The sequence below is a fragment of the Streptomyces sp. NPDC026515 genome (assembly GCF_055567595.1).
In genome coordinates, this window is record NZ_JBVHQD010000003.1 from 86180 (window position 1) to 110786 (window position 24607).

The 24607-nt window shown below is 71.7% G+C and carries 24 protein-coding genes; 15 read left to right on the forward strand and 9 right to left on the reverse strand.

The window, feature by feature from the left end; all coding sequences use genetic code 11:
* Nucleotides 1-4 precede the first annotated feature (4 nt).
* On the forward strand, nt 5-508 hold the full coding sequence (locus ACZ4O3_RS06435; protein ID WP_467721656.1) for a transglycosylase SLT domain-containing protein: 504 nt from the start codon (nt 5-7) through the stop codon (nt 506-508).
* On the opposite strand, the gene ACZ4O3_RS06440 is transcribed toward ACZ4O3_RS06435, so the two are convergent.
* Together ACZ4O3_RS06440 and ACZ4O3_RS06445 are read right to left on the reverse strand one after the other, a co-directional pair.
* Nucleotides 472-798, reverse strand: a complete 327-nt coding sequence (locus ACZ4O3_RS06440; RefSeq protein WP_467721657.1) for a hypothetical protein — start codon at nt 796-798, stop codon at nt 472-474. The genes ACZ4O3_RS06435 and ACZ4O3_RS06440 overlap by 37 nt on opposite strands.
* On the reverse strand, nt 693-1136 hold the full coding sequence (locus ACZ4O3_RS06445; protein WP_467721679.1) for a TetR/AcrR family transcriptional regulator: 444 nt from the start codon (nt 1134-1136) through the stop codon (nt 693-695). The genes ACZ4O3_RS06440 and ACZ4O3_RS06445 overlap by 106 nt, the downstream gene beginning before the upstream one ends.
* On the opposite strand from ACZ4O3_RS06445, the gene ACZ4O3_RS06450 reads away from it, so the two are divergent.
* Both ACZ4O3_RS06450 and ACZ4O3_RS06455 read left to right on the forward strand, forming a co-directional pair.
* Nucleotides 1095-1538 (forward strand): hypothetical protein, encoded by a 444-nt coding sequence (locus ACZ4O3_RS06450; RefSeq protein WP_467721406.1) that lies wholly within the window; start codon nt 1095-1097, stop codon nt 1536-1538. The genes ACZ4O3_RS06445 and ACZ4O3_RS06450 overlap by 42 nt on opposite strands.
* A 267-nt stretch (nt 1539-1805) precedes the next feature.
* Nucleotides 1806-2720 (forward strand): ADP-ribosylglycohydrolase family protein, encoded by a 915-nt coding sequence (locus tag ACZ4O3_RS06455; protein WP_467721407.1) that lies wholly within the window; start codon nt 1806-1808, stop codon nt 2718-2720.
* 148 nt (nt 2721-2868) lie between these two features.
* Here ACZ4O3_RS06455 and ACZ4O3_RS06460 read toward each other — a convergent pair whose 3' ends face one another.
* Nucleotides 2869-4320 carry a purine-cytosine permease family protein gene (locus ACZ4O3_RS06460; protein WP_467721409.1) on the reverse strand — a complete coding sequence of 484 codons (1452 nt, stop codon included), beginning with the start codon at nt 4318-4320 and terminating at the stop codon, nt 2869-2871.
* Nucleotides 4321-4558: 238 nt separating this feature from the next.
* On the opposite strand from ACZ4O3_RS06460, the gene ACZ4O3_RS06465 reads away from it, so the two are divergent.
* Nucleotides 4559-5362, forward strand: coding sequence for a serine hydrolase (locus ACZ4O3_RS06465; RefSeq protein WP_467721411.1), 804 nt, complete (start codon nt 4559-4561; stop codon nt 5360-5362).
* A gap of 107 nt (nt 5363-5469) precedes the next feature.
* Nucleotides 5470-6645 (forward strand): AI-2E family transporter, encoded by a 1176-nt coding sequence (locus tag ACZ4O3_RS06470; RefSeq protein ID WP_467721412.1) that lies wholly within the window; start codon nt 5470-5472, stop codon nt 6643-6645.
* Nucleotides 6646-6659: 14 nt separating this feature from the next.
* Here the strand turns inward: ACZ4O3_RS06470 and ACZ4O3_RS06475 are convergent, their stop codons facing one another.
* Nucleotides 6660-8906: a sensor histidine kinase gene (locus ACZ4O3_RS06475; RefSeq protein ID WP_467721414.1), complete on the reverse strand. Its 2247-nt coding sequence runs from the start codon at nt 8904-8906 to the stop codon at nt 6660-6662.
* A 287-nt stretch (nt 8907-9193) separates the two neighbouring features.
* Between ACZ4O3_RS06475 and ACZ4O3_RS06480 the strand changes: the two genes are divergently transcribed.
* Nucleotides 9194-9952 carry an SDR family oxidoreductase gene (locus ACZ4O3_RS06480; protein ID WP_467721416.1) on the forward strand — a complete coding sequence of 253 codons (759 nt, stop codon included), beginning with the start codon at nt 9194-9196 and terminating at the stop codon, nt 9950-9952.
* Nucleotides 9953-10030: 78 nt separating this feature from the next.
* Here ACZ4O3_RS06480 and ACZ4O3_RS06485 read toward each other — a convergent pair whose 3' ends face one another.
* Nucleotides 10031-11368, reverse strand: a complete 1338-nt coding sequence (locus ACZ4O3_RS06485; protein WP_467721417.1) for a jacalin-like lectin — start codon at nt 11366-11368, stop codon at nt 10031-10033.
* A gap of 499 nt (nt 11369-11867) precedes the next feature.
* Between ACZ4O3_RS06485 and ACZ4O3_RS06490 the strand changes: the two genes are divergently transcribed.
* Complete coding sequence (locus ACZ4O3_RS06490) at nt 11868-12428, forward strand: lamin tail domain-containing protein (RefSeq protein WP_467721419.1); 561 nt, start codon at nt 11868-11870, stop codon at nt 12426-12428.
* Between the two features lie 67 nt (nt 12429-12495).
* On the opposite strand, the gene ACZ4O3_RS06495 is transcribed toward ACZ4O3_RS06490, so the two are convergent.
* Entirely contained in the window at nt 12496-13449 is a 954-nt protein-coding gene (locus ACZ4O3_RS06495) for a ScbA/BarX family gamma-butyrolactone biosynthesis protein (RefSeq protein ID WP_467721421.1), read from the reverse strand.
* A gap of 392 nt (nt 13450-13841) precedes the next feature.
* Between ACZ4O3_RS06495 and ACZ4O3_RS06500 the strand changes: the two genes are divergently transcribed.
* The 5 genes from ACZ4O3_RS06500 to ACZ4O3_RS06520 all read left to right on the forward strand — a co-directional run bounded on the left by ACZ4O3_RS06500 (nt 13842) and on the right by ACZ4O3_RS06520 (nt 17971).
* A complete protein-coding gene (locus ACZ4O3_RS06500; protein WP_467721422.1) occupies nt 13842-14573 on the forward strand; it encodes an HAD family phosphatase in 732 nt (243 codons plus the stop codon).
* Entirely contained in the window at nt 14570-15343 is a 774-nt protein-coding gene (locus ACZ4O3_RS06505; RefSeq protein ID WP_362727537.1) for an SDR family NAD(P)-dependent oxidoreductase, read from the forward strand. The genes ACZ4O3_RS06500 and ACZ4O3_RS06505 overlap by 4 nt, the downstream gene beginning before the upstream one ends.
* Before the next feature lie 141 nt (nt 15344-15484).
* Nucleotides 15485-16150, forward strand: a complete 666-nt coding sequence (locus ACZ4O3_RS06510) for a ScbR family autoregulator-binding transcription factor (RefSeq protein ID WP_362727535.1) — start codon at nt 15485-15487, stop codon at nt 16148-16150.
* Nucleotides 16151-16369: 219 nt separating this feature from the next.
* Nucleotides 16370-16984 (forward strand): ScbR family autoregulator-binding transcription factor, encoded by a 615-nt coding sequence (locus ACZ4O3_RS06515; protein WP_362727533.1) that lies wholly within the window; start codon nt 16370-16372, stop codon nt 16982-16984.
* A 123-nt stretch (nt 16985-17107) separates the two neighbouring features.
* Nucleotides 17108-17971 carry an AfsR/SARP family transcriptional regulator gene (locus tag ACZ4O3_RS06520; protein ID WP_467721424.1) on the forward strand — a complete coding sequence of 288 codons (864 nt, stop codon included), beginning with the start codon at nt 17108-17110 and terminating at the stop codon, nt 17969-17971.
* A gap of 3 nt (nt 17972-17974) precedes the next feature.
* On the opposite strand, the gene ACZ4O3_RS06525 is transcribed toward ACZ4O3_RS06520, so the two are convergent.
* Complete coding sequence (locus ACZ4O3_RS06525; protein ID WP_467721658.1) at nt 17975-19180, reverse strand: MFS transporter; 1206 nt, start codon at nt 19178-19180, stop codon at nt 17975-17977.
* Nucleotides 19181-19348: 168 nt separating this feature from the next.
* On the opposite strand from ACZ4O3_RS06525, the gene ACZ4O3_RS06530 reads away from it, so the two are divergent.
* From ACZ4O3_RS06530 to ACZ4O3_RS06540, 3 genes are all read left to right on the forward strand, one after another.
* A complete protein-coding gene (locus ACZ4O3_RS06530) occupies nt 19349-19567 on the forward strand; it encodes a hypothetical protein (RefSeq protein ID WP_467721426.1) in 219 nt (72 codons plus the stop codon).
* A gap of 511 nt (nt 19568-20078) precedes the next feature.
* Nucleotides 20079-20597: a DMT family transporter gene (locus ACZ4O3_RS06535; protein WP_467721427.1), complete on the forward strand. Its 519-nt coding sequence runs from the start codon at nt 20079-20081 to the stop codon at nt 20595-20597.
* 282 nt (nt 20598-20879) lie between these two features.
* Complete coding sequence (locus ACZ4O3_RS06540) at nt 20880-21737, forward strand: AfsR/SARP family transcriptional regulator (RefSeq protein ID WP_467721429.1); 858 nt, start codon at nt 20880-20882, stop codon at nt 21735-21737.
* Nucleotides 21738-21764: 27 nt separating this feature from the next.
* On the opposite strand, the gene ACZ4O3_RS06545 is transcribed toward ACZ4O3_RS06540, so the two are convergent.
* A complete protein-coding gene (locus ACZ4O3_RS06545; RefSeq protein ID WP_467721659.1) occupies nt 21765-23627 on the reverse strand; it encodes a glycoside hydrolase family 5 protein in 1863 nt (620 codons plus the stop codon).
* A gap of 107 nt (nt 23628-23734) precedes the next feature.
* Entirely contained in the window at nt 23735-24484 is a 750-nt protein-coding gene (locus ACZ4O3_RS06550) for an alpha/beta fold hydrolase (RefSeq protein ID WP_467721430.1), read from the reverse strand.
* Nucleotides 24485-24607 lie beyond the last annotated feature (123 nt).

Here is a 24607-nt window from a genome sequence, read left to right on the forward strand (position 1 = left end):
GACCATGACCACTCGTACCCGCATCGCCCGCCTCCGCACCATCGGCCTCACCGGCCTCGCCACCACCGGCGCCGCGGCGGCAGCCCTCACCCTCATGCCGACGACCGCGCAGGCCGCCGAAGCGACGCAGGCGCACATCTCCACAGCGGTCACGGCCTCCAGCAGCGACAGCCAGAAGTCCGGTTACGCGAACAACCTGGACGGCTGGATCAAGCAGTCCCTGCGGATCATGAAGTCCAAGGGCATCCCGGGCAGCTACGACGGCCTCAAGCGCAACATCATGCGCGAGTCCGGCGGCAACCCCTCCGCGCAGAACAACTGGGACGTCAACGCGCAGAAGGGCACCCCTTCCAAGGGTCTGCTCCAGGTGATCGACCCCACCTTCAACGCGTACCACGTCAGTGGCACCGCGAAGAGCGTCACCGACCCGGTGGCCAACATCACCGCGGCCGCCAACTACGCCGCCCACCGCTACGGTTCGATCGACAACGTCAACTCCGCGTACTGAGCGCGGCGGTGACTCGGCGGGCCGAACCCGGCCCGACGTGCCGCAGCAGGAACGCGTGGGCCAGGGCGTCGGCGAACACCTCGCCGGCCGGCCCGCCCGAGACCAGTACGCGTTAGTGGAGCGGACCCACCAGCTGGTCCGCCTCGGCGTCCGGGTCGAGCCCGGCGGGCAACTCGCCCGCCCGTCACGGCCCGTTCCGGCAAAGCACGGTCGCGCCGGCGCCGTGGCTCCAGACAGCGCGACCGGAACTCCCCGGCGAACGCCGGATCGTGCTGGACGTGCGCGAGCAGCGCCCGGAAGACGGCACCGGAGTCGGACGTACCGACAACCCCGCGAGCCGGCACAGCCAGTCCCGCAGATCGGTGGCGAAGTCCCCGGAGCCGGGCGGGGTGAGATCTTCGTCCGCGTCCTGGAGACAGGTGTCCAGCAGGACGCCGGCCTTCGTGCTCCACCAGCCGCAGAGGGTGTGCTCGGACACCCCGGCCCGCACGGCGATGCCCTCCATGGGGACGCCCGTGGAGCCCTTCTCGACGAGCAGGTCGTCGGCCGCCTCCGGCACCGCCGGCCGGGCCTCCTCGCTCCGGCCGTGCCGGTTGCCGTGATGCGGCCGTTCCGCACCGGCTGTCATCTCGCCCCTCTCGGCAGGGAGTTCACCCCGGAAGGGGGCCGAGAATCCGTCGAGGACGCCCTGCGCCGGATGTCCGCGCAGGCCGAGCAGGACGACGCGGTCGCGGAGCGGATCGACTGGGGATCCGGCCCGAAGCCGATGTCCCCCCAGGAACACGCCGACGCGGCCGCGGAGATCTGCCTGCCGGTCTCGGCCGCGGGCGGTGAACTCCTCCACAGCCCGGTCCGTGCCGTCCGCCCGGCGACGGTGGTCGGGTTCGGGATGTCGTACGGGATCTCCACGCTCCGCCTGGCCGCCGTGGTATGGACGACGGCGCGGGGCCGGTCGTCACCACGGAACTCAGCAAGGAGAAGACCGCCACCGCGCGGCGCACCTTCGCCGAGACCGGCCTGGACGATCTGATCACGGTGCTGGAGGGAGACGCCCGCGACAGCCTCGCCGGCCTCGGCGCCCCGGTCGGCCTCGTGCTCCTCGACGGCTGGAAGGACCTCTGCCTGCCCGTGCCGAAGACGCTGGAGCCGTGCCTCGCGACCGGCACGCCCGTCGTCGGCGACTCCAGCTCCGCGAGCACGCGGCCCTGCCCCGACCACGTGGGCGCGAGGTCCCGGTGCGGGCCGCCCGCTCGGAAATCCGCGCGCGCCGGCGGCGTCGCGCTGCGATACTCCACCGATGATCGACATGCCCACACCTGTGCTGGACTCGCTGTCCGGGCTCGCGTTCGGCGACGCCTTCGGCGACCGGTGGTTCGCCGTCCTGCGCCGGCAGGGTCCGGCCGGCCTGGAGGCGCGGACGCTGCCCCCGGAACCGCTGTGGCGGTGGAGTGACGACACCGCCCAGGCGATCGTGCTCGTCCGGGAACTCGCCGAGGGTGGCGGTACCGTCGACCAGGACCGCCTGGCCGTGGGCTTCGCTGCGGCCTACGCCGAGGACACACACCGCGGCTACGGAGCCTCGATGCACGACGTGCTGCGCCGGATCGGCGCGGGCGAGCCCTGGCAGGACGTGGTCGCCGGACAGTTCGGCGGCCAGGGCTCCTGGGGCAACGGCGCGGCGATGCGCGTCGCACCGCTCGGCGCCTGGCACGCCGCCGACCTCGACGAGGCCGCCGAGCAGGCCGCCCGCCAGGGCGCCGTCTCGCACCACCATCCGGAGGCGACCGCCGGGGCGGTGGCGGTCGCCCTCGCCGCGGCGCTGGCAACTCGCAGCCGGGGCGGCCCCACCCCGGCCGGGCCGGAGTTCCTCCACGCGGTCGCCGAACGGCTCCCCGACAGCGACGTCCGGTCCGGTGTGCGGATCGCGTCGCGTATGCCGGCACACACCTCGGTCCGGCACGCCGCGGAGGTGCTGGGTTCCGGCTACCGGATGTCAGGGCCGGACACCGTCCCGTACGCGCTGTGGTGCGCGGCACGTCACCTCGACGATCTGCAGGAGGGCCTGTGGGCCACGGTCGCCGGGCGCGGCGACATCGACACCACCTGCGCCATCGCGGGCGGGGTGATCGCCGCCCGCACGGGCGTGGCCGCCCTCCCCGCCGCCTGGCACGCGGCCCGCGAACCACTGCCCCCGGTCGTGACAGCGGCCTAGCCGGGGCCTGTCCGGCGGATCAGGCGCGGGAAGCCGAGGGCCCCCCGAGGGGGAGGGCGTGGCGGTCCCCGCGTCCGCGGCGTGATCCGCCGGGCTGGACCCGGGGGCCACTGCGTCCGGTCGGTGGCGGCCGCGTTTCCCGGGAGCCCTACGGCTCACGGTGTTCGTGGGCCGCCTGCTCCAGGGCCGCCGCCTCGGCCTCGGCGATGCGGGTCTCCGCCTCGACGTCGATCGACCGGGTCAGCCACCAGTACAGCAGCGCCGAGACCGGGAGCCCGACGAACAGCGAGATGTCGGCGCCGTCGAGGGCCTTGGCGGCGGGGCCGACGAAGAGCGTGCCGACGGAGAAGAACGGGATCATGACCGCGAACCCGACCAGGTAGGAGATGATCCCCTGCCAGCCCCAACGGCCGTAGATGCCGTCCGGTTTGAAGATCTCGGCGATCGCGTAGTGGCCGCGGCGTACCACGTAGTAGTCCATCAGGTTGACCGAGGTCCACGGGATGAACAGGTAGAGCACCAGCAGCAGGAAGTTGTTGAAGTTCGTCAGGAAGTTCGAGGTCGCGGCCAGTGCGCCCACCAGGGACAGGGCCGCGGTCACGCCGATGGTGACCAGGCGGACTCCGAGCGTCGGCCGCACCCGCTTGAACGAGTCGATGGCGCTGATCAGCGTCAGTGAACCGCCGTACATGTTCAGTGCGGTGACGGAGATCAGACCGAGGGCGGCGAACAGCAGCACGATCGCGCCGAACCCGTCGAAGACCTTGTCGCCGGCGGCGTTGATGGAGGGGATCGTGTCGAAGCTGTCGCCCGCCCAGGCGGCCAGCAGCGTCCCGAGCACCATCAGCCAGATACCGCCGAGCGCGGAGCCGAAGTAGGTCCAGTAGAACGTCTTGCGGACCGTCACGTCCGGCGGCAGGTAGCGGGAGTAGTCCGAGACGTAGATGGCCCAGCTGATCTGGTAGCCGGCGACCACGCCGAACTGCGCCAGGAACGGCGTCCACTTGAAGCCCCCGAGGTCGAAGGAGCCCGGCGGATAGTGCAGGGTGACCAGGACGCCGACGGTGAAGATGCCGAAGATGACGAGGAACGTGTAGGTCAGGAACCGCTCGGCCTTGTGGATGATGTCGTAGCCCACCAGGGCGATGACGAACGCGACCACGGTCACCACGATCACCCACAGCTTCACGCCGCCGTGGATCGTGGAGTCCAGCGCCTCACCCGCCAGGCTGGTGTTGAACACGTTGAACCCCGCGTACTGCACATACGCGAACAGCCACACCAGCAACGCCCCGACATAGCCGAACTGGGGCCGCGACTGGATCATCTGCGGCAGCCCCAGCTGCGGCCCCTGCGCCGAGTGGAAGGCCATGAAGAAGGTGCCGATCACGGTGCCCGCGACGATCGCCAGCAGCGACCAGATCAGATTGCCGCCCTCCGTGATGCTGATCAGCCCCACGGCCAGGGTGGCGATCTGCGCGTTCGACATGAACCACAGCGGACCCAGATGCCACAGCTTGCCGTGCCGCTCGTCCAGCGGCACGTAGTCGATGGACCGGACCTCCAGACCGCTCACCCGCGGTTCCGCCGATGTGCCCATGGCACCTCCCAGGGGTCGGTCCGTCACTCTGATCACATTCTTCCCCCGAAAAGGACCGGATGAGGCCTGCGGAATCCGTGTTCCGCACCCCGGATCCCGCCTCGTCCGCCGCCTTGTTGCACTCCTCACAATGTGCCCCGAACCGCCCGTTTCGTGGCGGTGGTCACGTCGCCGACCGGGCATTTTGTCTATGTTCGCAGTTCTGTGTCCCTCCGACCTGAACTGCCGAGGCCCCCGCATGCTCAACCGCACCCTCGCCGTCGCGGCCACGGTGGTGACCCTGCTGACCGGCGCCGTGCCGGCTGCCCTGGCGGCCACCTCCGGTTCCGGCCCCGCCACCTTCCGTACGGCCGTGCAGGCACCGGCCAAGACACGTGTGACCGCCGCCGTCCTCGACCTGGACGGCAGCGGCCGGGAACCCGCGGTCTACGGCGACGACACGCCGTACGACACGGCGAGCATCGTGAAGGTCGACATCCTCGCCTCGCTGCTGCTCCATGCGCGTGACCATCAGCGGGCCCTCACCGCGCGGGAGACCGCCCTGGCGCAGGTGATGATCCGCGACAGTGACAACAACGCGGCCAACGCCCTGTGGCACTCCATCGGCGGCGCCCCCGGCCTGGCGTCCGCGAACAAGCGGCTCGGGCTGACCTCGACCACGCCCGGCACCCAGGGCCGCTGGGGGCTCACCCGGACCACGGCGGCCGATCAGATACGGCTCCTGCAAACGATCTTCGGCTCCGGCCGCACGCCGCTCGACACCGCGTCCCGGAACCGCATCGCCACCCTGATGACCCAGATCTCCGCGGATCAGTCCTGGGGCGTCTCGGCGGCCGCCGACTCCGGATGGGCGCTGAAGAACGGCTGGCTCATGCGTACCACCACCGACCTGTGGGACATCAACAGCGTCGGACGCGTCACGGCCGGCCGCCACCACTACCTCGTCGCGGTCCTCTCCAACGGCAGCGCGTCCATGCCGGACGGCGTGAAGCTCGTCGAACGAGCCGCCCGTACGGCCGTCACCGATACGGCGGGCCACTGACCCCCTTGGCCCAGCGCACCCCGCCGACCGCCCCCGCTGCCCCTAACGTGCACAGGAGGTGCTCGTACGTGCACCCGAGGTGACGGAGGCCGGCAACGGGAGGCGCGGTGGCGGGTGCGGGCGGACCGGCAGCCGGGCGGGGCCGGGCACCCGGGGCGCGCGGCGCGGGGCGCAGCACCCGCTCCACCCGCGCGGTGCGGATCCGCGGACGCACCCGGGATCCGCATGCCTCCGCCTCGGTCAGCGCGGTCGTCGAGCCCGGCCTGCGGGTCGCCGCCGCCTACGCCTGGCGGCTCCTCGTGCTCGGCATCGTCGTCTACGGCGTCTTCATCGTCCTGGGCCGCTTCCAGCTGATCGCCGTCGCCCTCTTCCTGGGTCTGGTCGTCACTTCGGTGCTGCGCCCGGTCACCGACCTGCTGAACCGGCTGCTCCCCAGGCCGCTGTCCGTGGCCGTGAGCCTGGTCGGCAGCATCTGCGTGTTCTTCGGACTGCTGGCCCTGGTCGGCAACGCCGTCGCCCAGGAGTCGGCGACGCTGGCCGACGAGTTCCGCGGTGGCATCCACCGCATCGAGGTCTGGCTCCAGCGCCCGCCCTTCCGGCTCGGGCCGGGCGCCCTGTCGCACCTCCAGCAGCAGATCGTGGACTACATCCAGGCCCACCGCTCCAACCTGGCCAGCCAGGCGCTCAGCGGCTTCGGTACGGTCGTCGAACTGATCACCGGGGGCGCCCTCGCGCTCTTCGCCTCCGTCTTCTTCATCAACTCCGGCGAACGGCTGTGGACCTGGACCAGCCGCGAGCTGCTGCCCGCCGGTGCCCGGAGCGCATGGGACCGGGCGGGGCACGCCGCCTGGCGGACGTTCGCCGGGTACACCCGGGGCATCATCATCGTGGCCGCCGTCAACGCCGTACTCGTGGGGATCGCCCTGGTGGTGCTGCGGGTGCCGCTCGCGCTGCCGCTGACCCTGCTGGAGTTCTTCGCCGCGTTCGTCCCGCTGGTCGGCTCACCGGTCGCCCTGGGAGTGGCCACCGTGGTGGCGCTGGCCGGGCGCGGCCCGCTCACCGCCGTGGGCGTTCTCGTGCTCATCGTCGTCATCGGCCAGCTGGAGGGGCATGTGCTGCACCCCCTGGTGATGAGCTGGGCGGTGCGCCTGCACCCCCTCGTCGTCGCCGTCTCCGTCATCGCGGGCAGCATCGTCGCGGGGGTGATCGGCGCCGTCGTGGCCGTGCCGTTCGTGTCCGTCGTCTGGGCGGTGGTGCGGGCCCTGCGGACCGCACCGCCCTGACCCTGCTGCCCGGATCAGCCGTCCCCGGCGGTACGGCGGGCACGCCTGGAGGCCCGGCGGGACCGTCCGGACGGGGCGGGCGCCCCGGGCGGGCCGGCCGCCTCGGACGGTGTGCCCGGAGCGGGTGCCGGGATGCCGTCCTGCCACGCCTCGTGGCCGCCGAACGGGTCGGCGGGCTCCTTGGCGAGCAGCGCCTCGACGCCGGTGGCGGTGCCGGACCTGGCGCCGGACCTGACCGTGGCCAGGGCCAGCGTGTCGGCGTCGGACGCCGCGCCGTCGCGCCACAGGACGGTGCCCGGCAGCATGACCAGCGAGGTCGTCCCCGACTCCCGGGCGGCCGGGCGGAGCTGGACCCGGACACCGTGCCGGTCGGCCAGCCTGCCGACCACGAACAGGCCCATGTGCTGGTAGACGGAGACGTCGGTGGTCGGCGGGTTGGCCAGCTTGTGATTGATCAGCGCGAAGTCCTCGGGCATCAGGCCGATGCCCTTGTCATGGATCTCGATCATGGTCTGGGCGTCCGGCAGCCGGGACGCCGTGACCCGGACCTTCGAGCGCGGTGAGGAGAACGCGGTGGCGTTCTCCAGCAGCTCGGCGAGCAGATGGACCAGGTCGGTGACGGCCCGGCCGTGGATCTCGGCCTCCGGGATGCCCGACAGCTCGATCCGCTCGTACTGCTCGACCTCGGAGGCCGCGGCACGGAGGACGTCGACCAGGGGGAGCGGGTGGTCCCACTGCTGGGCGGGGCGTTCACCGCCGAGCACCAGGAGGTTCTCGCCGTTGCGCCGCACCCGCGTGGCCAGGTGGTCCAGCTTGAACAGGTTCGCCAGCTGCTCGGGGTCCGCCTCGCGCTCCTCCAGATCGGTGATCAGGGCCAGCTGCCGCTCGACCAGCGACTGGTTGCGGCTGGAGAGATTGGTGAAGACCGTGTTGATGTTGCCGCGCAGCAGGGCCTGTTCGGCGGCGAGCCGGACCGCCTCCCGGTGCACGTGGTCGAAGGCCCGGGCCACCTCGCCGATCTCGTCGGTGGTGGTGATCGGGATCGGTGTGACCCTGGTGTCCACCTGTCCGGGCACGGCCAGGGACAGCTGCGTGATCACCGCCGGCAGCCGCTGCTCGGCGATCTCCATCGCCGAGGCGCTCAGGCGGCGCATCCCCCGGCTCATGGAGCGGGCCACCCAGGCCGCGAGCAGCAGCGCCGCCAGCACCGCACCGAGCGCGAGCGAGCCGTTCGTGATCGCGTCGGTCTTCGCGTCCGCGGCGATGCTCCGGGCGTCGGCGAGCGCCGTGTCGGTCAGATGGACCTCGATACTCCGGCAGGCGTCGAAGGCGAGGGTGGACGCGGCGAAGAACGACTCGGGCGTGATGCCCTCCGCGGCCAGCTGCTCGGTGGGCTTCCCGCCGGCGATCTCGCTGATCATCGCCGCCAGCTTGGGCGGAGCCACGAACGTCCGCCCGGCGGCCCTGGCCGCCTCGGCCGCCTCGGCGGTCTGTTCCGCGCCCTTCTTCTCCGCGTTCGCCAGCGCCGTCCGCAGCCGGGTCATGTCCTGCGCGGTGCCGGCTCCCGCGTACTCCTGGAGCGCCACCTGTTCCAGATAGGCGTACGAGCTGAACGAGCCGAGCTGGGTGGGCAGTTCGCCCTCCGCGAGGGCACTGCGGTCCTCGACCAGCAGATGCGTGCCGATGGACCGGATCAGGGACTCGGCCGCCTGGGTCAGGGAGATGGCGTAGAGGGTGCGTCCGAAGCTGGCCTGGTTGCTGCTGCCGAAGCCCAGTTCGTTGGAGAGCTCCATCAGCGGGTGCTGGACGGCGTGATAGCTCTCCTCCGTCTGCACCCCGGTCAGCCGGTCCGTGAACGCGTTGGCCCGTACCGCGGGCAGCTGCTCCTCGCCGGCCCGGACCAGCTCGATCCGCCTGACGAGGCCCGCGGTCCTCGGCGCACGGGCCACCGCCCGGTCGAACGCCTCGGCGTCCGCGTCGGTCCCCCGGCGTGCCGCCGCCACCGCCGGCGCGTTCCGTTCGCCCTTCAGCAGCGGGATGACGGACACGTCCCGTTCGTCGATGGCGTCACTGGCGTAGGCGTTCGCCGCCTGCACCAACTCAGCCACGCGCACCGCGTCGTCGGCGTCCCGAAGGGTGTCGACCGAGTTCTTCACCCGGACCCCGCCGAGACCGAGAGCGACCAGCACGGGGATGAGCAGAATGGCCTGGAGGCGTCTGGCGACGCGCCAGTTGCCGGTCAGGGATCTGGACTTGGGCAAGGTCGTTCCACTTCACACCGGAGAGGGTGCGCGAGGCCGTTGACGGCCCGACGCTCTGTGGCCAAGTTCTAACACCCGGCGATCGAGTGTGACCGGTGTTTGGGTGAAGCGATTTCCAGTGAAGCGGTACAAAGCTCAATCAAAACCATCGGTGGTCAACGCACGTACCACTGGGGCGATCTCCTGTGTCCGGACACCGTCCGACGGTGCGAACGGTCAGCGCTTGCCGCAAGGCAACGAACGGTGGCCGCGAACCGGTCGAGCCGTGCTCCCGGCGCAGGCAAAGGGTGCGGATCCCGAAGCTCGCCAAGGCCGGCGGGATCGTCGCGGCGCTCACCGCCGTCCTCATCCGGCACGGCGCCGACATCGTCTCCCTCGACCGGTACTCCGACGATCAGCAGGGCGGCGCCTTCTTCCTGCGCACCGTCTTCACCCTCCCCGGCCCGCTCGAGGACCTGGGGCCGGCGGAGATCGACCGCACCCTGGCGGTGAACGTCCGGGGGCCGTACGTGGCGTCCCGGGCTGCACTGCGGCACAAGGGTCAGGGCGGCCGCATCATCAGCATCGGCAGCACTGTCGCCGAGCGAGCGGTCTTCCCCGGACTGGCGCTGTACTCGATGAGCAAGACGGCACTGGTCGGGATGACGAAGGGTCTGGCCCGGGAACTCGGTCCGCCGGGAATCACCGTCAACCTGGTGCACCCCGACCCCACCGACACCGGCATCGACACCGATCCTGCCGGCGGACCCGATGCCGAGGCGATCGCCGCCCTCACGTCTCTGGGCCGCTGCGCGGAAGCCTCCGAGATCGCGGCGACCGTCGCCCACCTGGCGAGTGCGGACGGCTCCTACGTCCACCGGTGCCTCCATCCACGTCGACGGCGGCTTCACCGCCTGACACGCGAGCCCGACGGCCTGCCGGACGTCCCGCACTCCGGGGCATGCCCCCCGGCGTCGGTCAGCCCCAGCCCGCCGATCAGCAGGCCGTCCCGTGCGGCCGCCACCGCAACGGCGTCCGGGACGGCGGGGTGCCGTCGGAGACGGTGAAAGCGCTGTCCCCGGCAGGGGGCAGGACCGGGCCGGCCGGCGAACCGTTCGTGGCGTTCGCCGGCCTGCCGGACGCGGTCAGCGCTTGGTGTAGATGAAGCCGACCTTGTCGAGTTCGTCACCGGAGCGGCCGTGGAAGCCGGCGATCTGCCAGCCCGTCGGCGCGGTGCGGGTCACGCAGTCCGAGGTCGTCGTGCCACCGGCCAGGGTGTTGCCCAGGTTGGTGGTGAACTTGGCGTAGAAGATGCGGGTGGTGTTGCTGTGCTTGCCCTCGCACAGGTACGCCGTGGTCACGTACTCGCCGCTGCCCAGCGTCAGCGAGGACGCAGTGCCGCCGGTACCGCCGTGGGCCAGCGTGGTGCCGTTGCCCAGCGTGATGCCGACCTGGTCGACGCGGGAGCCCGCGCGCAGCGAGACGGCGGTGGCGCGGGCGGCGGCCGGGACGCTCGGAAGGTCCTGGTAGTAGTCGCCGTGCGGACCGCCGAACTGGTCGCCGAGCTGGAAGTCCGGGTTCTGCGACCAGGAGAAGCCGACCGTGATCGGGTCGTGGTCGGAGAGCATCAGACCGTCGTCGTTCAGGAACTCGGCGTGCTCGTTGGCGTACGAGGTCGCGTTCAGCGTGACCAGCTTGCTGCCGCGGTACAGGACCTTGTCGACGACCTCGCAGGTGTTGGGCACGGTGGCCCCGCTCTGGTCGCACACCAGGGCGTCACTGCCCTTGGCCGGCGCGGTGCCGCCACGGATCAGCTTGACCCACGCGTCGGTCAGGCCGTTGGCTGAGGCGAACTCCGCGATGGTGTCGGCGCTGCGGGTGTACCGGGTGTTGGTGTCGCCCATGACCACCACGGCGTTCCCGGCCGAGTGGGTGCCGATGAACGACGTCAGCTGGCTGAGGTTGTCGGCCCGGGAGGCCTCGTCGCCGTCGTTCGTACCCGCGTTGGTGTGCAGGTTGTAGAAGTCGACGTAGACGCCCTCGGCGAGCCGCTCGCGCATGAAGGTGAAGCCCTTGGGGGTGAGGCAGTCACCCGAGTCGAGCTGGCAGGAGTTCCAGCCGACGCGCTCGAAGTCGTCGCCGTCCCAGGCGTGGTCGGAGACCGTGTTGAGCCCGCTGCCGATGCCCGCGCCACCACTGGTCGCGGTGCGGTGGGGATGGGTGTCCGTGGCGTACAGGTAGGCGTGGTAGTTGAAGTCCTCCTGGACGTTGACGATGTCGTACGGCGCGATGCGCCGGCCGATCTCGGTGGTGCTGGTGTCGCGCGGTGTGGACGCGCTCGACAGCGACTCCGGAAGCCCGGCGACGTTGTACGTGAGCACGCTGAACGTGCCCGCTCCGGCCACCGCGGCCGGAGCGGCCGTCGCCGTGAGCCCACCGAGGGCGGCCACCGCGGCCGCCAGGCAGGCAACGAGTCTGCGCATGGGGGTGTCTCCTACGGGGAGGTTGCGCTGAGAGGGTGTGGGCATGCCAAATGGCACGCCGAAACCTAGTGGCAAACGCTTTCCCCGAGCCATGGTCGTGGCCGGCCGATCGAGGAATTCCATACGACGACCAGAAGATCATCCTGCGGTGCCCCGGTCGGCCGCTGACTGTTACTCACTTTCGGGTGAGCGGGCCCCGTTCGCGGGGCACCCCGGGCGCGGGTGAGGTGTCCTGGGGCCCGTTGATCGCACGGCTTGCGGGCCCCATCTTGCGATAAATCGGTGTATTCACTTGATAAATGGACGTTACAGTCGAGAGTCATGGGAAAGCGATAGATCGGTAATGGGCGTGATGTGTGCCCGACGTGTCCCGCCACCCCGTTGCAATGTGTGACTGCGCGGCCGCCCGGCCGTCGCACCGCACCACACACCCCCTCGCGGACCGCGGCTTCGCGCCGCACGCGGAGGGGCGTGCCCGAACCCCGTAAAGGGGGACCTCGTGTCCGTTACCGTCTTCGCGACCGCCCGCCGTCTCGGTTCCGCCACCGCCGTCGCGGCCGCCCTCGTGGGCGCCGCGACCCTGCCCGCCGTGGCCGCTGCTCCGCACTCCGCGCACCGTGACGCGGTCGTCATCAGCGCCGTCCAGCACGACCTGCAGGGACGCGCGGTCTATGCCGGCCGCGCCCTGAACCGGGAGTGGGTGGACGTCACCAACACCGCCCGCCGGGACGTGAACCTGAGCGGCTGGACGCTGTCGGACGCCGACGGCCACAGCTACACCTTCCGGCACTTCTGGCTGGCAGGCCACGGCACCGTCCGGGTCCACACCGGGCAGGGCTGGGACACCATGAGGGACGTGTACCAGGACAGGACCCGCTCCGTGCTGAACCACGACCGCGACACCGTCACCCTGCGCAATGACCACGGGCGCTTCGTGGACTCCGCTTCCTGGGGTCTGCACCGCCGTGACGGTGGTGACCGGCACGTGGGTGGTGACCGCCACGTGGGTGGTGACCGCCACGTGGGTGGTGACCGCCACCTGGGGGATCACCGCCGCTGAAAATCCTACGGCCGCGGCCGCTGCCGGGTCCCGAAGGGGGGCTGGCAGCGGCCGTTTCGCGACGCCCTCAGCCGACGACGGGACCGTGCACGGTGGAGGTGAAGACCGTCTCGCCGGCCTGTCGGCCGACGACCTGCACGGTCACCGTGCCGTCGTCCTCGGGGGTCACCCCGGTCACGTCCACCCAGCACGGGCTGTCGAGTTCGACGTAGCGGTCGAAGGTCGTGGACGTGCTCACCGGTATCAGCGCGCGGGGTGCCAGCCGGGCGCAGGCGGCCTGGCGGGCACCCTCCAGCAGAACCATGCCGGGCAGATGGTCACCGCCGTGGTCGAACAGGATCGGATGGGTCAGGTCCGGGGTGAGCAGCCATCGGTCGGGCGCGTCCGTGGGGGTCAGCACCACGTCGGCGGGAGAGGTGCGGCCCACCACGGACGGTTCCATCGGGTCGGCCGCGATCACCGGGTCCACCGAAGCCGCACGCGGTCCCGGCCGGCTGGCCCGCAGACGCGCGTAGACGGCCGGCGTGACGATGGAGTACAGCCCGTCCCCGTGGGCCACGGGCCGGCCGTCCCTGCGCAGCGCGAACCCGATGCCCATCCGGCGCGCCGACGCCCTGCCGCGCGGTGCGGTGTCCGGGCACGTCACCTCGAGTTCGAAGTCGGTCGGCCGGGAGCCGATGCGCAGCTGCTCCGGATCGGTGTGGCAGCTGAGCGACCACAGCACGAAGTGATGCCCGAGCGGTACACCGTGTTCGGCGTGCGTCACGAACATGCCGGCCTGCCGGAACGTCTCCGCGGCCTGCAGCGGGTCATGGCTGGAGCCGTCGGCGCTGTTGAAGAAGGTGTGGGCGCGCGGCCACTGTCCGGTGAGGGAGAACCGCAGCCCGTCGTCCTGCGCGGTACACCCGGTGAGGAACACCTCGGCCAGGGACGCCCGGTGGACATACTCCTTGGGCACCGTGGTGGTCAACCGGGGCAGTACGGGCAGACCGACTCCGATCTCGCTGGCGGACAGGCTCATCGACAACCCCCCGTCGGAAAGCTCTTCGTTGGCTGAAGCTCTGTTCGACGCCTATAAGATACGGACCTACCGGTTTTCTCGGGTCGGCCACAAGGTAAAGGATTCACCAAGCGTGGTGGGACTCGATCCATGCATGACTCCGCTCCGTGGTGGTTTGGCCAAGTATTTTTGCGCTCAATCACGTCGGAGGCACGGCGAAAAACGGACTAACTGGCAGATGTCGGGGGCCGGTTACCGGCGGGTGAGGGGTCCGGGCGGCCTGGATCAAAACCTGTCCAGCGGTCTCTTTCGGCCATCTGCCCGGGAGTTCGCCGACCGCCGGACCACCCGGCCCGCCGCCGGCACCGACGGCCCCTGCATGATGTTCGAACGGCCTGCGAGAGGGAGACCCGATGGAACCACTGCGCACCCTGCGCCTCGCCGCCGTCAACATCGACGGCGTCCTGCTCAACGACAGCTTCAGCCCCGTCCTGCACCGCCTCGTCCTCAAGTACGGCGGCACGTACACGCGGGAGCTGGAGCAGCGGCTCTTCTCGCAGTCCCGCCTCGCCGCCGCCCGGGTGCTGCTGGAGGAGACCGGCGCCGAGGTGAGCGAACAGGACGCGATCGCCGACTACTTCGCGGAACGCGAGCACTACCTGCGGGCCCACCCCGTCCACCCGCTCGACGGCGCCGAGGAACTCCTGCACCGACTGCGCGCCGCGGGCCTGGACGTCATCTGCTACGGCGGCCTCGACGAGGACCACTTCCGCCGCCATCTCGGGTCCTGGGAGCAGCTGTTCACCGCTCCGTACTACATCTGCACCAACGACTTCCGCCCCGGTATCCGGGAGATCGGCGAGGACCGCTTCGGTCTCGGCCGCCACCAGGTCCTCTTCATCGACGACGTGGCCCGCTTCGCCGGTCACGCCAAGGAGCTGGACGTTCCGTTCGTCGGTCATCCCAGCACCTTCGAGCACGGCTTCCAGCGCGAGCTGATGCGTGAACTCGGCGTCCGGCACCTGGTCGGCGGCCTCGCCGAGATCGACGAAGAGCGCCTGCGCACCCTCGACCGGGAGGCCGGGCTCGACGTCTTCTGGCATGATGCCGACTCCCTCTCCACCGCCCCGGAGGTGACCAGGTGACCGCAGCGGAAGGTGCCGCACTGGCGGGCCGGGTCGCCCTCATCACCGGTGCCAGCAGCGGCATCGGCGCGGCCGCCGCCCGGGTGTTCGCCCGGCAGGGTGCCACCGTAGTCCTGACCGCCCGCCGCGAGGACAAGCTGCGCGACCTCGCCGACGAGCTGCGCGCCGGGGGCGCCGAGGCGAGTCATCGCTCTCTGGACGTACGCGACGGAGAAGAGGTGCGCCGGGCCGTCGAGTTCACCGTCGGGCGCTACGGCCGTCTCGACGCCGCCTTCAACAACGCGGGCGTCGCGCTGCCGAAGACCCCGATGCACCTCATCGGCGACGCCGACTACGAGCGGGTGACCGAGACCAACGTGCGGGGTGTGTGGAACTGCCTGCGCCACGAGATCACGGCGATGCTGGAGACCGGGGGCGGCTCGATCGTCAACACCAGCAGCGTGGGCGGCCTGGTCGCCTCCTCGACGGCCGCGCCCTACATCGCCTCCAAGCACGCGGTGATCGGACTGACCAAGGCCGCCGCCGTCGAGTACGCCCCGCACCGCATCCGCGTGAACGCCATCGCCCCGGGCCTGACCCGTTCCGAGATGATCGACGACTGGTTCGCCAAGTCGCCGGAGAACGAGGCACGGGCCTACCGCTCCGCCCCGCAGGCGCGCGCCGCCGACCCCGAGGAGGTCGCGGAGGCCGCCGCCTGGCTCTGCAGTGACAAGGCGAGCTTCGTCACGGGTGCCACACTTACCGTGGACGGCGGGCGCACCGCCTGGTGAACTGCCCGACGAGTCCCGTGCCGACGCCCCGGCGCGGGCGCGGGACCGACCGGGAATCGGTCCTGTGCGGCCGAAATACCGACCCCCGATTGGGGTAAGGTACGTCACGTCCGGTTTTGTTTTGACCGAGGAGGGGTCCTCATGGCGCGTCAGGAGCGTGCGATTCGGACCCGCCGCGCTGTTGTCGAGGCCGCAGCCGCGGTCTTCGCCGAGCGCGGGTACACGGCGGCGACGATCGCCGAGATCCTCGAGCGGGCCGGAGTGACCAAGGGCGCCCTCTACTTCCACTTCGACTCCAAGGAAGCCCTCGCGCGAGGCGTGATCAACGCTCAGATCAGCGACGACTACTGGGTGCCCCGTGAGCTGAAGCTCCAGGAGTGGGTGGACATCGGCATGACGCTGGCCCACCGCATCCCCAAGGAGGTCATCCTCCTCGCCGGTATACGGCTGTCGGCGGACCTCCAGGGCCGTTCGCTGTTCGGCAGCGCCTGGCCCGCCTGGACCGAGGTGGTGACCGAGAAACTGGTGGAGGCCAAGGAACGCGGCGAGGTACTGCCGCACGTCACGCCCCGGGAGACCGCCGAATGCTTCCTGGGTGCCTGGATCGGGACCCAGTTCATGTCCGAGGTGGTCTCCGACTGGACGGATCTCAACGACCGCATCTCCGTCCTCTACAACCACGTACTGCCGGCCATAGCCACTCCCGCGGCCCTGATCCGGCTGGACACCGCGCCCGACCGGGGCGCCCGGGTCGTCGAGGAAGTCGAGCGTCGGCGGCAGGAATCACTGGTGGCGACCGAGGCCTGACCCGCCTCGGAACCGAACCATCCGCCTGGTTCGCTGTCCGCAGGGAGCGCCGTCTCCCGACGACCGGGAAGGGCCACCCGCTCCTCCCGCCCGCACTCTGCGCTCTGCCAAACCTACTCAGCGTGCTGTTTGCTAGGGTTCTCGAATCGGAATGTTGCAGGCCCAGGGGGAATCGGACCGTCCAACTCCGGATTCGCCCGGACCAACAGGGGGATCGCGATGGTCAAGCAGCTCCGGGCGGCCCGAACCCGCCAGGCCCTCGTCCATGCCGCCGCCGAGACCTTCGCGGACGACGGATACGCGCTGTCCTCACTGCCCGCGATCAGCCGGCGGGCCGGAGTCAGTGCCGGAGCGCTGCACTTCCACTTCCCCAGCAAGGACGCTCTCGCCGTCGAGGTGGAGGCTCTGGCCCGGCGGAACATCGAGCAGATGGCCGCCGACCGGCGCCCGTCGGCCGCCTCCGCGCTGGACCTGCTGGTCGCCGTCACCCGGGACCTGCTGGTCATGGTCGCCACCGATGTCGTCGTCCGTGCGGGCTTCAGGCTGAGCCTCGACCCCTCCCGCAAGAACGGCATGGGCTTCGGCTGTTGGTGGCGTACCTGGGTGTGCGATCAACTGGTGCGGGCCCAGCGTCAGGGTGAGCTGGCCGAAGGGGTCTCGCCTGACCGGGTCGCCGCGGTGATAGTGGCCGCGACGGTCGGGTTCGAGGTGCTCGGCGCGGCCGACCGTGACCGGATCTCGCTCCAGCACGCCGAGCAGTTCTGGTCGCTGGTGCTTCCGCAACTGTCCGCACGCAGCGGCCAGTTCGCGGGCGCCGCGCTGTCCGACTCCTGACTGTCGGTCAAGAGCCGACAAAGGCGGCGGGGTTCGGTTTGACAAACCGCCCATGCCGTTTTTGACTCGGGTGCCCGGGACTCGCCTCGGAGCACCCGAGGGGCGGACGGCCAGGGGGACGGCGTGGACATCGGCATACTCGGCACGCTCGACGTGCGCGAGAGGGGCGTCTCCATCACACCGACCGCGGCCAAGCCGCGTCAGGTGCTCGCCCTGCTCGCCCTGCACGCCGACCGGGCGGTGACCGTCGCGACGCTCACCGAGGAACTCTGGGGGCGACAGCCACCGCGCAGCGCACGCCCCACGCTGCAGACGTACGTCATGCACCTGCGTGAGCTCATCGCCGGGACGTCGGCGGCGACGGGCGGCGACGGTTCCGGACGCAGCCCGAAACAGGTGCTGCGTACCGTACCCGGCGGCTATCTGCTCGACAGCGGTGAAGGCACCAGTGACCTTTGGGAGTTCGAGCGGCTCACCAGGGCCGGGTACCGGGCGATGGACGTGGGGGACCATCGCGCGGCCGCGCGGTCGCTGCGTACCGCGCTCGACCTGTGGACCGGCCCGGCCCTGGCCGACGTCTGCGCCGGAGACTGTCTGCGCGCCGAGACCAGGGGGCTGGAGGAGAGCCGGCTGTGCGCGCTGGACCGGCGCATCGAGGCCGATCTGCGGCTCGGCCGGCACCGCGAGCTGATCGCCGAACTCACCGTGCTGGTCAGCCGGCACCCCACCCACGAGAGCCTGTGCGGACAGCTGATGCTGGCCCTGCACCGCTCGGGCCGCCGCGGCGAGGCCCTCGCCGCGTACCAGCGCCTGCGGACCACCCTCGTACACGACTTCGGCCTGGAACCCTCGGCCGTGGTGGGCAGGATCCGGCAGGCCGTGCTGACGGCCACCGAGGACGACCCGCCCTCGTCCGGCGCACCGGACTCCTCGGAGCCCACCCATGGGGACGTTCCGAACGGTTCCACGGCGGTGATCCCCCGGTGACGGTCACGGCCGCGCCGACTGGTCGTACCGCCGGACCGGAGAGGCCGCGGTCCTCCGGGCCCGGACGAGGGCCGGGGAACCCGGACGCCCGGCTCGAGCCGGGCAGCGGCTGACAGCCCGCTCGCCGAACAGGACCGCGCAGGCGCCGACGGTCAGCAGGCCGCCCGCCAGGAAGACCGGCCGGACCCCGGCCGGTGGCAGCAGCAGGCCGCCCAGTGCGGCGCCTGCCGCGATACCGGCGTTGTAGAGGCCGGAGTTGGCCGCGAGGGCGAGGTCCGTGCGGCCCGGCGCGCAGTGCAGCATCGCGTTCTGGGTGGCCATGAACACCGGTCCGAGTGCTCCGCCCGTCAGGACCAGGAACACCACCGCCGCCACCGGCCGGCCGCCCGCCGCGTACAGGCCGAGCAGGCCCACCGCCTGGACGGCCACGGCGGAGGTCAGCGCGGACTGCGGGAAGCGGTCGAGGAGCGCCCCGGTCACGGCCGCGCCCGCCAGACACGCCACCCCGAAGACAACCAGCAGGGAGCCGACCGAGGCGGCCGGGAATCCGCTCACGTCACGCAGAAACGTCACGATGTAGGTGTATCCCGCGAACGCCCCGGTGGCGGACAGCGTCCCGGCCGCCAGCACCGTCGCGAACCGGCGGGTGTCGGGGCGGCTCCCGTGGGCCGCGGGCGCGTCTTCCGGGCGCGACGTCGGCAGCAGTGCCGCGATCGTCATCAGCGAGACGAGTCCCGGCACCGCCAGCGCGGCGACCGGCGTCCGCCAGTCGCCGTGGCGGCCCAGCCAGGTACCCGCGGGCACACCGAGGACCAGGGCGAGCGAACCGGCGACGGACAGCGCCCCGACGACCCGTCCCCGGACCCCGGGCGCGAACAGATCCACCGCGACCGGTCCCAGTACCGCCCAGAACAGCGCCTGGGCGAGCGCGGTCAGCAGCCGTGCGACGAGCAGTTGCCAGTAGGAGGTGGCCAGAGCCGCGGTCGTGCTGGAGACGACGAGCGCGGCCAGCAGCCCGGTGAGCACATGACGCCGGGGCAGGGCCCGGGTGACGTGGGCGAGCGGAAGCGACGCCACGGCCACCGTCAGGCCGTAACCGGTGACCAGCAGACCGACCGCCGGCAGGGACACCCGCAGACCCGCGGAGATCGCCTCCAGGAGGCCGACCGGCAGGTTCTCGGCGGTGTTGAAGGTGAACGCGGCCAGCATGAGGGCGCCGAGCAGCGCCGGCCGGTGCCACCTGGCCGGTCGCCGCACACGCACGCGGTCACCGGCCGGCCCCGGCCGTCGCACCCGCTCCACGGCACCGTCCATGGAGCCAGCTCACCGGGCTCACCGGTCCCGTCGCAACCTAATTCCCCTGCCCAGGAGATTCCGATGTGCCGGGCGGTCCGGACGGCCGCGAACTCCGTCCCCGCCACGAACCGCATCATCGGCCCGAACATCGGTGCCGCGAGCGAGCCCGTGAAGTACAGCCCCGGCACCGACGACCCGAACGTGCCCCGCAGCGCGGGAGCCCTCGAACCCGGGACGCAGGCCACCACGCGACGCACCGTGGGGGACAGGAACGGCAGGGCGTCCAGGTCCAGCCGGTAGCCGGTGGCCGCCACGTGGTCGACGGTGAGGGACTCGCGCTCGCCCCGGGGGCCGCCGACGTCCAGGCGCACCACCGGCCCGGAGAGGACCGCCCCGGTGACCCGGCGCGAGGTGTGCACCGGTACGACACCCGCCACCCGCTCCCGCAACCACCAGCCGCCCGAGGGGCCGAGCGCGGCGCCGGAACAGCAGCGGCCGGGCCGCCGCCGGACACCACCGCACACCGTCCGGCCCCGCGCAGACCCCGGCCAGCATCCAGCCCGTGCCCAGCGGCGAGGCCGGTTTGGCCACCCGCTGCGTCCACGGCCGGGCGAGGTCCGGGGGCATACCCCACAGCACCTTCCGCTCACGCACCGGCACCTGAGCCTCGGCGCCCGCCTCGTGCAGAGCGCGGCACTCTCCAGCGCGGACCGGCCGCCGCCGACGACCGCGACCCTCCGGCCCGCGCACGCGGACAGATCGGTGTGGTGACTGGTGTGCGACACCGGCGCCCGGAGGCCGGGCCCCTCGGGTGCGAGGTGCCGCAACTCGTCCGGGACATGGGCGAGTCCGTTCAGACCCGTCGCCACCACGACGGCCGAGGCCGCCGTCTCCTGTCCGTCGTCCGACCGGACCACGAAGCCGGCCCCGGGCGCGGGCCGCCCGACGGCGGTCACCCGGGCCGGTTCCACCTCGCCGACATAGCGCTTGCGGAACCCACTGCCCGTACCGCACGAAGACGTCGCACGGGATCGGGGTCAGCTCGGTCAGCTCCGCGTGGCTGCCGACACCACGGGGCGCGCTGGTCGTCCTGCAGCTCGGGGCCGTCACCACCTTCCTCTGCCACCGGCTCTTCGGATACGGCCTGCGGCACACCAACGCGCATCTCGCCACGGCCCTGACGCTGACCGAGCCCGTGGTGGCCGCCGTCCTGGGAGACGCGGTCCTGGGCGAACGGTTGCCGGTTGTCTCCTGGTGCGGACTGGCGGTGCCGGCGCTGGGGATCGTCCTCCTCACCCTTCCCGCCGAATCCCGCGGCCGGAGGCGCTGAGCCGATCCATGGTCACATAACCGACCGGATGGCTTCGTTCGGGCTGTTCTTCGGACGGGAAGCCCGCACGGCTCACGGCCGCCCCGAACCGTCCGGTCGGGGTCGACCAGTCCCGGGAATTGTTGAAAAGGCGACGTGGAGCGGGCAGTCCGGCGTTTCCGGGGAGCGCTGCGGCACCTGGTGGCCCTCAGCCGCGGGCGGGCCGGCGAACGGTCTGTTGACAGACCGGTTGCGCTGTTTTCTACTGGCGGAGTGTCAGGTGAGAGGTTCAGGGAGACGCGTGTGGACATCGGGCTGCTGGGCGCACTGAACGTGCGGGAGAACGGGGTCTCCATCGCCCCGACCGCGGCGAAGCCCCGCCAGGTGCTGGCCCTGCTGGCTCTCCGCGCCGACCAGGTGGTGCCCGTCCCCGCCCTCGTCGAGGAACTCTGGGCGGGCGCCCCGCCGCGCAGTGCCCGCACCACCCTGCAGACCTACGTCCTCCAGCTCCGGGAACACATCGCGACGGCGCTGCGCCAGGGTGCCGGTCCCGATGGCGCGGACGCGCCGTCCGCGAAGGACGTCCTCACCACCCTGCCGGGCGGCTACCTGTTGGCTTCAGGAGGAGGCGGCAGCGACATCCACGAGTTCGAGCGGCTCCGTGAACGGGGCTGCCGGGCCATGGACGACGAGGACTTCGCGGGTGCCTCCCGCACCCTGCGCCAGGCCCTGGACCTCTGGACCGGCCCGCCCTTCGCCGACGTCCACACCGGAGCCCACCTGGCCATGGAGGCCCGGCGGCTGGAGGAGGGCCGGCTGTGCGCACTGGACCAGCGCATCGAGGCCGACCTGCGGCTCGGCAGGCACCGCGAACTGCTCGCCGAACTCACCGTCCTGACCAGCCGCTACCGCTCCCACGAGAACCTGCACGCCCAGTTCATGCTCGCCCTGTACCGCTCGGGCCGGCGCGGCGAGGCGCTCCACGTCTACCAGCAGCTGCGCGCCCTCCTCGTCAGAGAGCTCGGCCTGGAGCCCTCTGGGCGGCTGCGCCGCCTCCAGCAGTCCATCCTCACGGCCACCGAGGAGAACCCCGGCTCGCCCGGGCACCACGACCGCCTGACCCTGCCGGCCCAGGGCGGCGGGCTCGCCCGCGTGCCCTGAGCCGGGTCGTGGAAGCGGCGCTCGAGGTCAGGACGGCAGCGGTGCGCACAGTACGGCGGCAGGTCCCGGTGTGCTGCCCACCCGGGTCGTGAAGGCGACCCCGGCGAGGTATTCGGCGGCCGCGCACTGGCCCTTGTAGGCGCCGTAGGCGAAGTCGTCGCCCGCCCCGTCGGCGGGGCGGTTGTCGGACCGGTCGAACCACACCGTCCGGCCGTTCGCGCCGATCGCGGCGCGCGCGGGCACGCACAGCACCGCCGACACCCGCTCCCCGCGGCGGCTGTACCCGATCACGAACTGGCCCGCCGGGCACTGCAGTTTGGTGTACCCGGAGGCCCAGTCGCCGCCCGCCGGAACGTACCGCTCGTCGGTGACGACGGTCTGGCCGCTGCCCGCGGCCCGCAGGTCACCGGCCGTCGCGTCGGTGCACAGGCCGCGTCCGCCGGAGTGCGCGAGGCCGGTCAGCCGCAGCCCGTCGGGGCAGACGGCCTTGTAGGCCCCCGAGTCCCAGTCGCCACCCGCCCGTACGCGCCGGGACTCGACCGCGTCGCCGTGGTCCGTGGCCAGCATCCGCCAGGTCGTCCCCGGTGCGACGTAACCCGTACGGCCGGGGGAGTCCATGAGGTGGGCCCAGGCCGTCGCACGCCAGTCGCCGCCGTCGAGGATGCCGGAGCGGTGCCCGGCGGTGTCGTAGCGCAGCAGCGCCCAGTCGTCGTGGCCCTCCCAGCCGACCAGCGGCCAGTAGGCGAAGTCGGTGTCGTGGTCGGCGAAGTAGTCGGTGATGTTGCCGAACCAGGTGCGGGCGGCGGTGCCCGTCTCGCCGGCGCCGATGCCGAACTCGCTGATCCACACCGGCGCGGTGTAGTGCCTGCCTTCGGTGGTGACGAAGAAGGCCTGGTCGGCCAGGACCTGGTACAGCTCGTCGCGGGAGAGGTCCTGGTAGCGCGGGTCGCTGGTCTCGCCGATGCCGGTGGCGCCGCTGTGGTGGGGGCCGGTGTAGCCGTAGAAGTGGGCGGAGTACACGAGCTTGTGCGCGTCCACCAGGGTGTGGGAGAGGGTGCGGACGGGGGCGAGGGTGGGGCGGTCGTGCGCGAAGCCGTCCACCGGGATCCCGGTCCAGTTGATGCCCTCGACGACGATCAGCAGGTTCGGGTTCGCCTCGGTGAGGATGCGGTCGGCGGCGAGCTGGGCGGCCGCGTACCAGTCATGGTTGTCGCCCAGGCCCCAGTTGGGGTCGTCGAGGACGTCACGGCGTACCTCGTTGTAGAGATCGGCGCCCACCACCCGTGGGTTCGCCGCGTAACGCCGGGCCATGAAGACCCAGTCGTCGGCCCACTGCTGGGTCGACTGGCTGCTGTTCCAGCGCTCGTTGCCGTCGACGCCGCAGCACCAACGGGAGGTGTTGGTGTGGTTGTTGAGGATGACGGCGAAGCCCGCTCCGGTCAGGGCGCTCACCACGGCGTCGTAGACCTCCAGGGGGGTCTCTCCGCGCAGTTGCGGATTCGCGGCGACGGCGGCGTCCGGTACCGGGGCCGTCGTACGGATCATCTCGTTCGAGAACGGCAGCCGGATGCTGTTGATGCCGAGCGCCTGGAAGTCCGCCAGCAGCTGGGGGAGGGAGGCGCGGTCCAGGCCCAGGGGGATGCCGTAGGAGTCCTGGCCGGCGTGGTGGTTGGCCGGGTCGGCGATGCTTCCGCTTCCGGTCCAGGACCCCTGGGCGCCGTCCCAGTTCCCGGCCTTGAGGCGGAAGCGGTTCCCGGCGGCGTCGACGATGTAGCGGCCCCGGGTGGACAGGGGTGCCTGCCAGGTACCGGTGGCGGACACGGCCGGTGCGGGCCCTGCGGTCGGTGGTGCGGCGGTCGCCGGCGTGGTGCCGGACAGGGCGAGAACCATCAGCAATACTGTCAGGTACTTGACAAGTGTGACTAACTTCGTGATCGACATCAGCCGTCCTCGGAGTGGATGCCGCGTGGGGGCGCGGCACTTTATCAGGACGCGGGTCAACGGAGAAGCGGCGCTTCGGCCCCGCAGGCCTCGGCCGTCCAGCCCTCCAGGTCACGTTCGGGGCGCAGCAGCCGGCGGACGGCGGCGGCCGAGGCCCGGTGCCAGTCGTGGCTGCGGCGGAGCATCGCGTGATCCCCGCCCCTGAGCAGCACCATTCCTGCCTGCGCACCCGAGTCACGGGCCCGCCGCACGTACGCGGCCGACCCGGCGGGCTCGGTGACCCGGTCCCGGTCGCCGTGCAGGACGACGATCCGCGTCCCGGCGAGGTCGTCCACGGGGTCGCCGGGCGGGCACCAGGGCGCGAGCGCGAGCACCCCGCGCACCGAGGGGTCGGCCGCGGCCCGCAGCGCGGCCCGGCCGCCCATCGAATGCCCGACCAGTACGACCGAGACGTCCCCGGCCCGGCCGCGCAGTTCGTCGAGGGCGCGCAGGGCGTCCTGGAGCGGGTCGGCGTCGTCGTTCCAGCCGCGGTAGCGGTAGCGCACCTGGCCGACCAGTACGTCGCGGGGTGAGGAGACCGACGCGGCGGCGCTCACGAAAGGGCGCATGCGCAGGGCCGCCGGTTGCCAGGGGCGAGCGGGCCTGAGCCCGTTCTCCTGCCCACCGTGCAGGACGAGCACCGCCGCGCGCGTCCGGTCCCGCGGCGCGCGACGCACCACCAGGGCGCTCCCGCCCGCCTGGACGACCCGTCCGTCGGCCACCGTGTCCACCCCTGTCTCCTCCGGCCCGGCGCGTGCTGCTGACATCAAACACCGCCCCGGGACGTCACAGCCACCGAGAAGGACCGGGCCGTCCGTGCCATCCCCGTGAACATCGGTCCTGTGAACGTCGGTACGGCGCACGTCGGTTACGCTCCACGGGCGCACAGG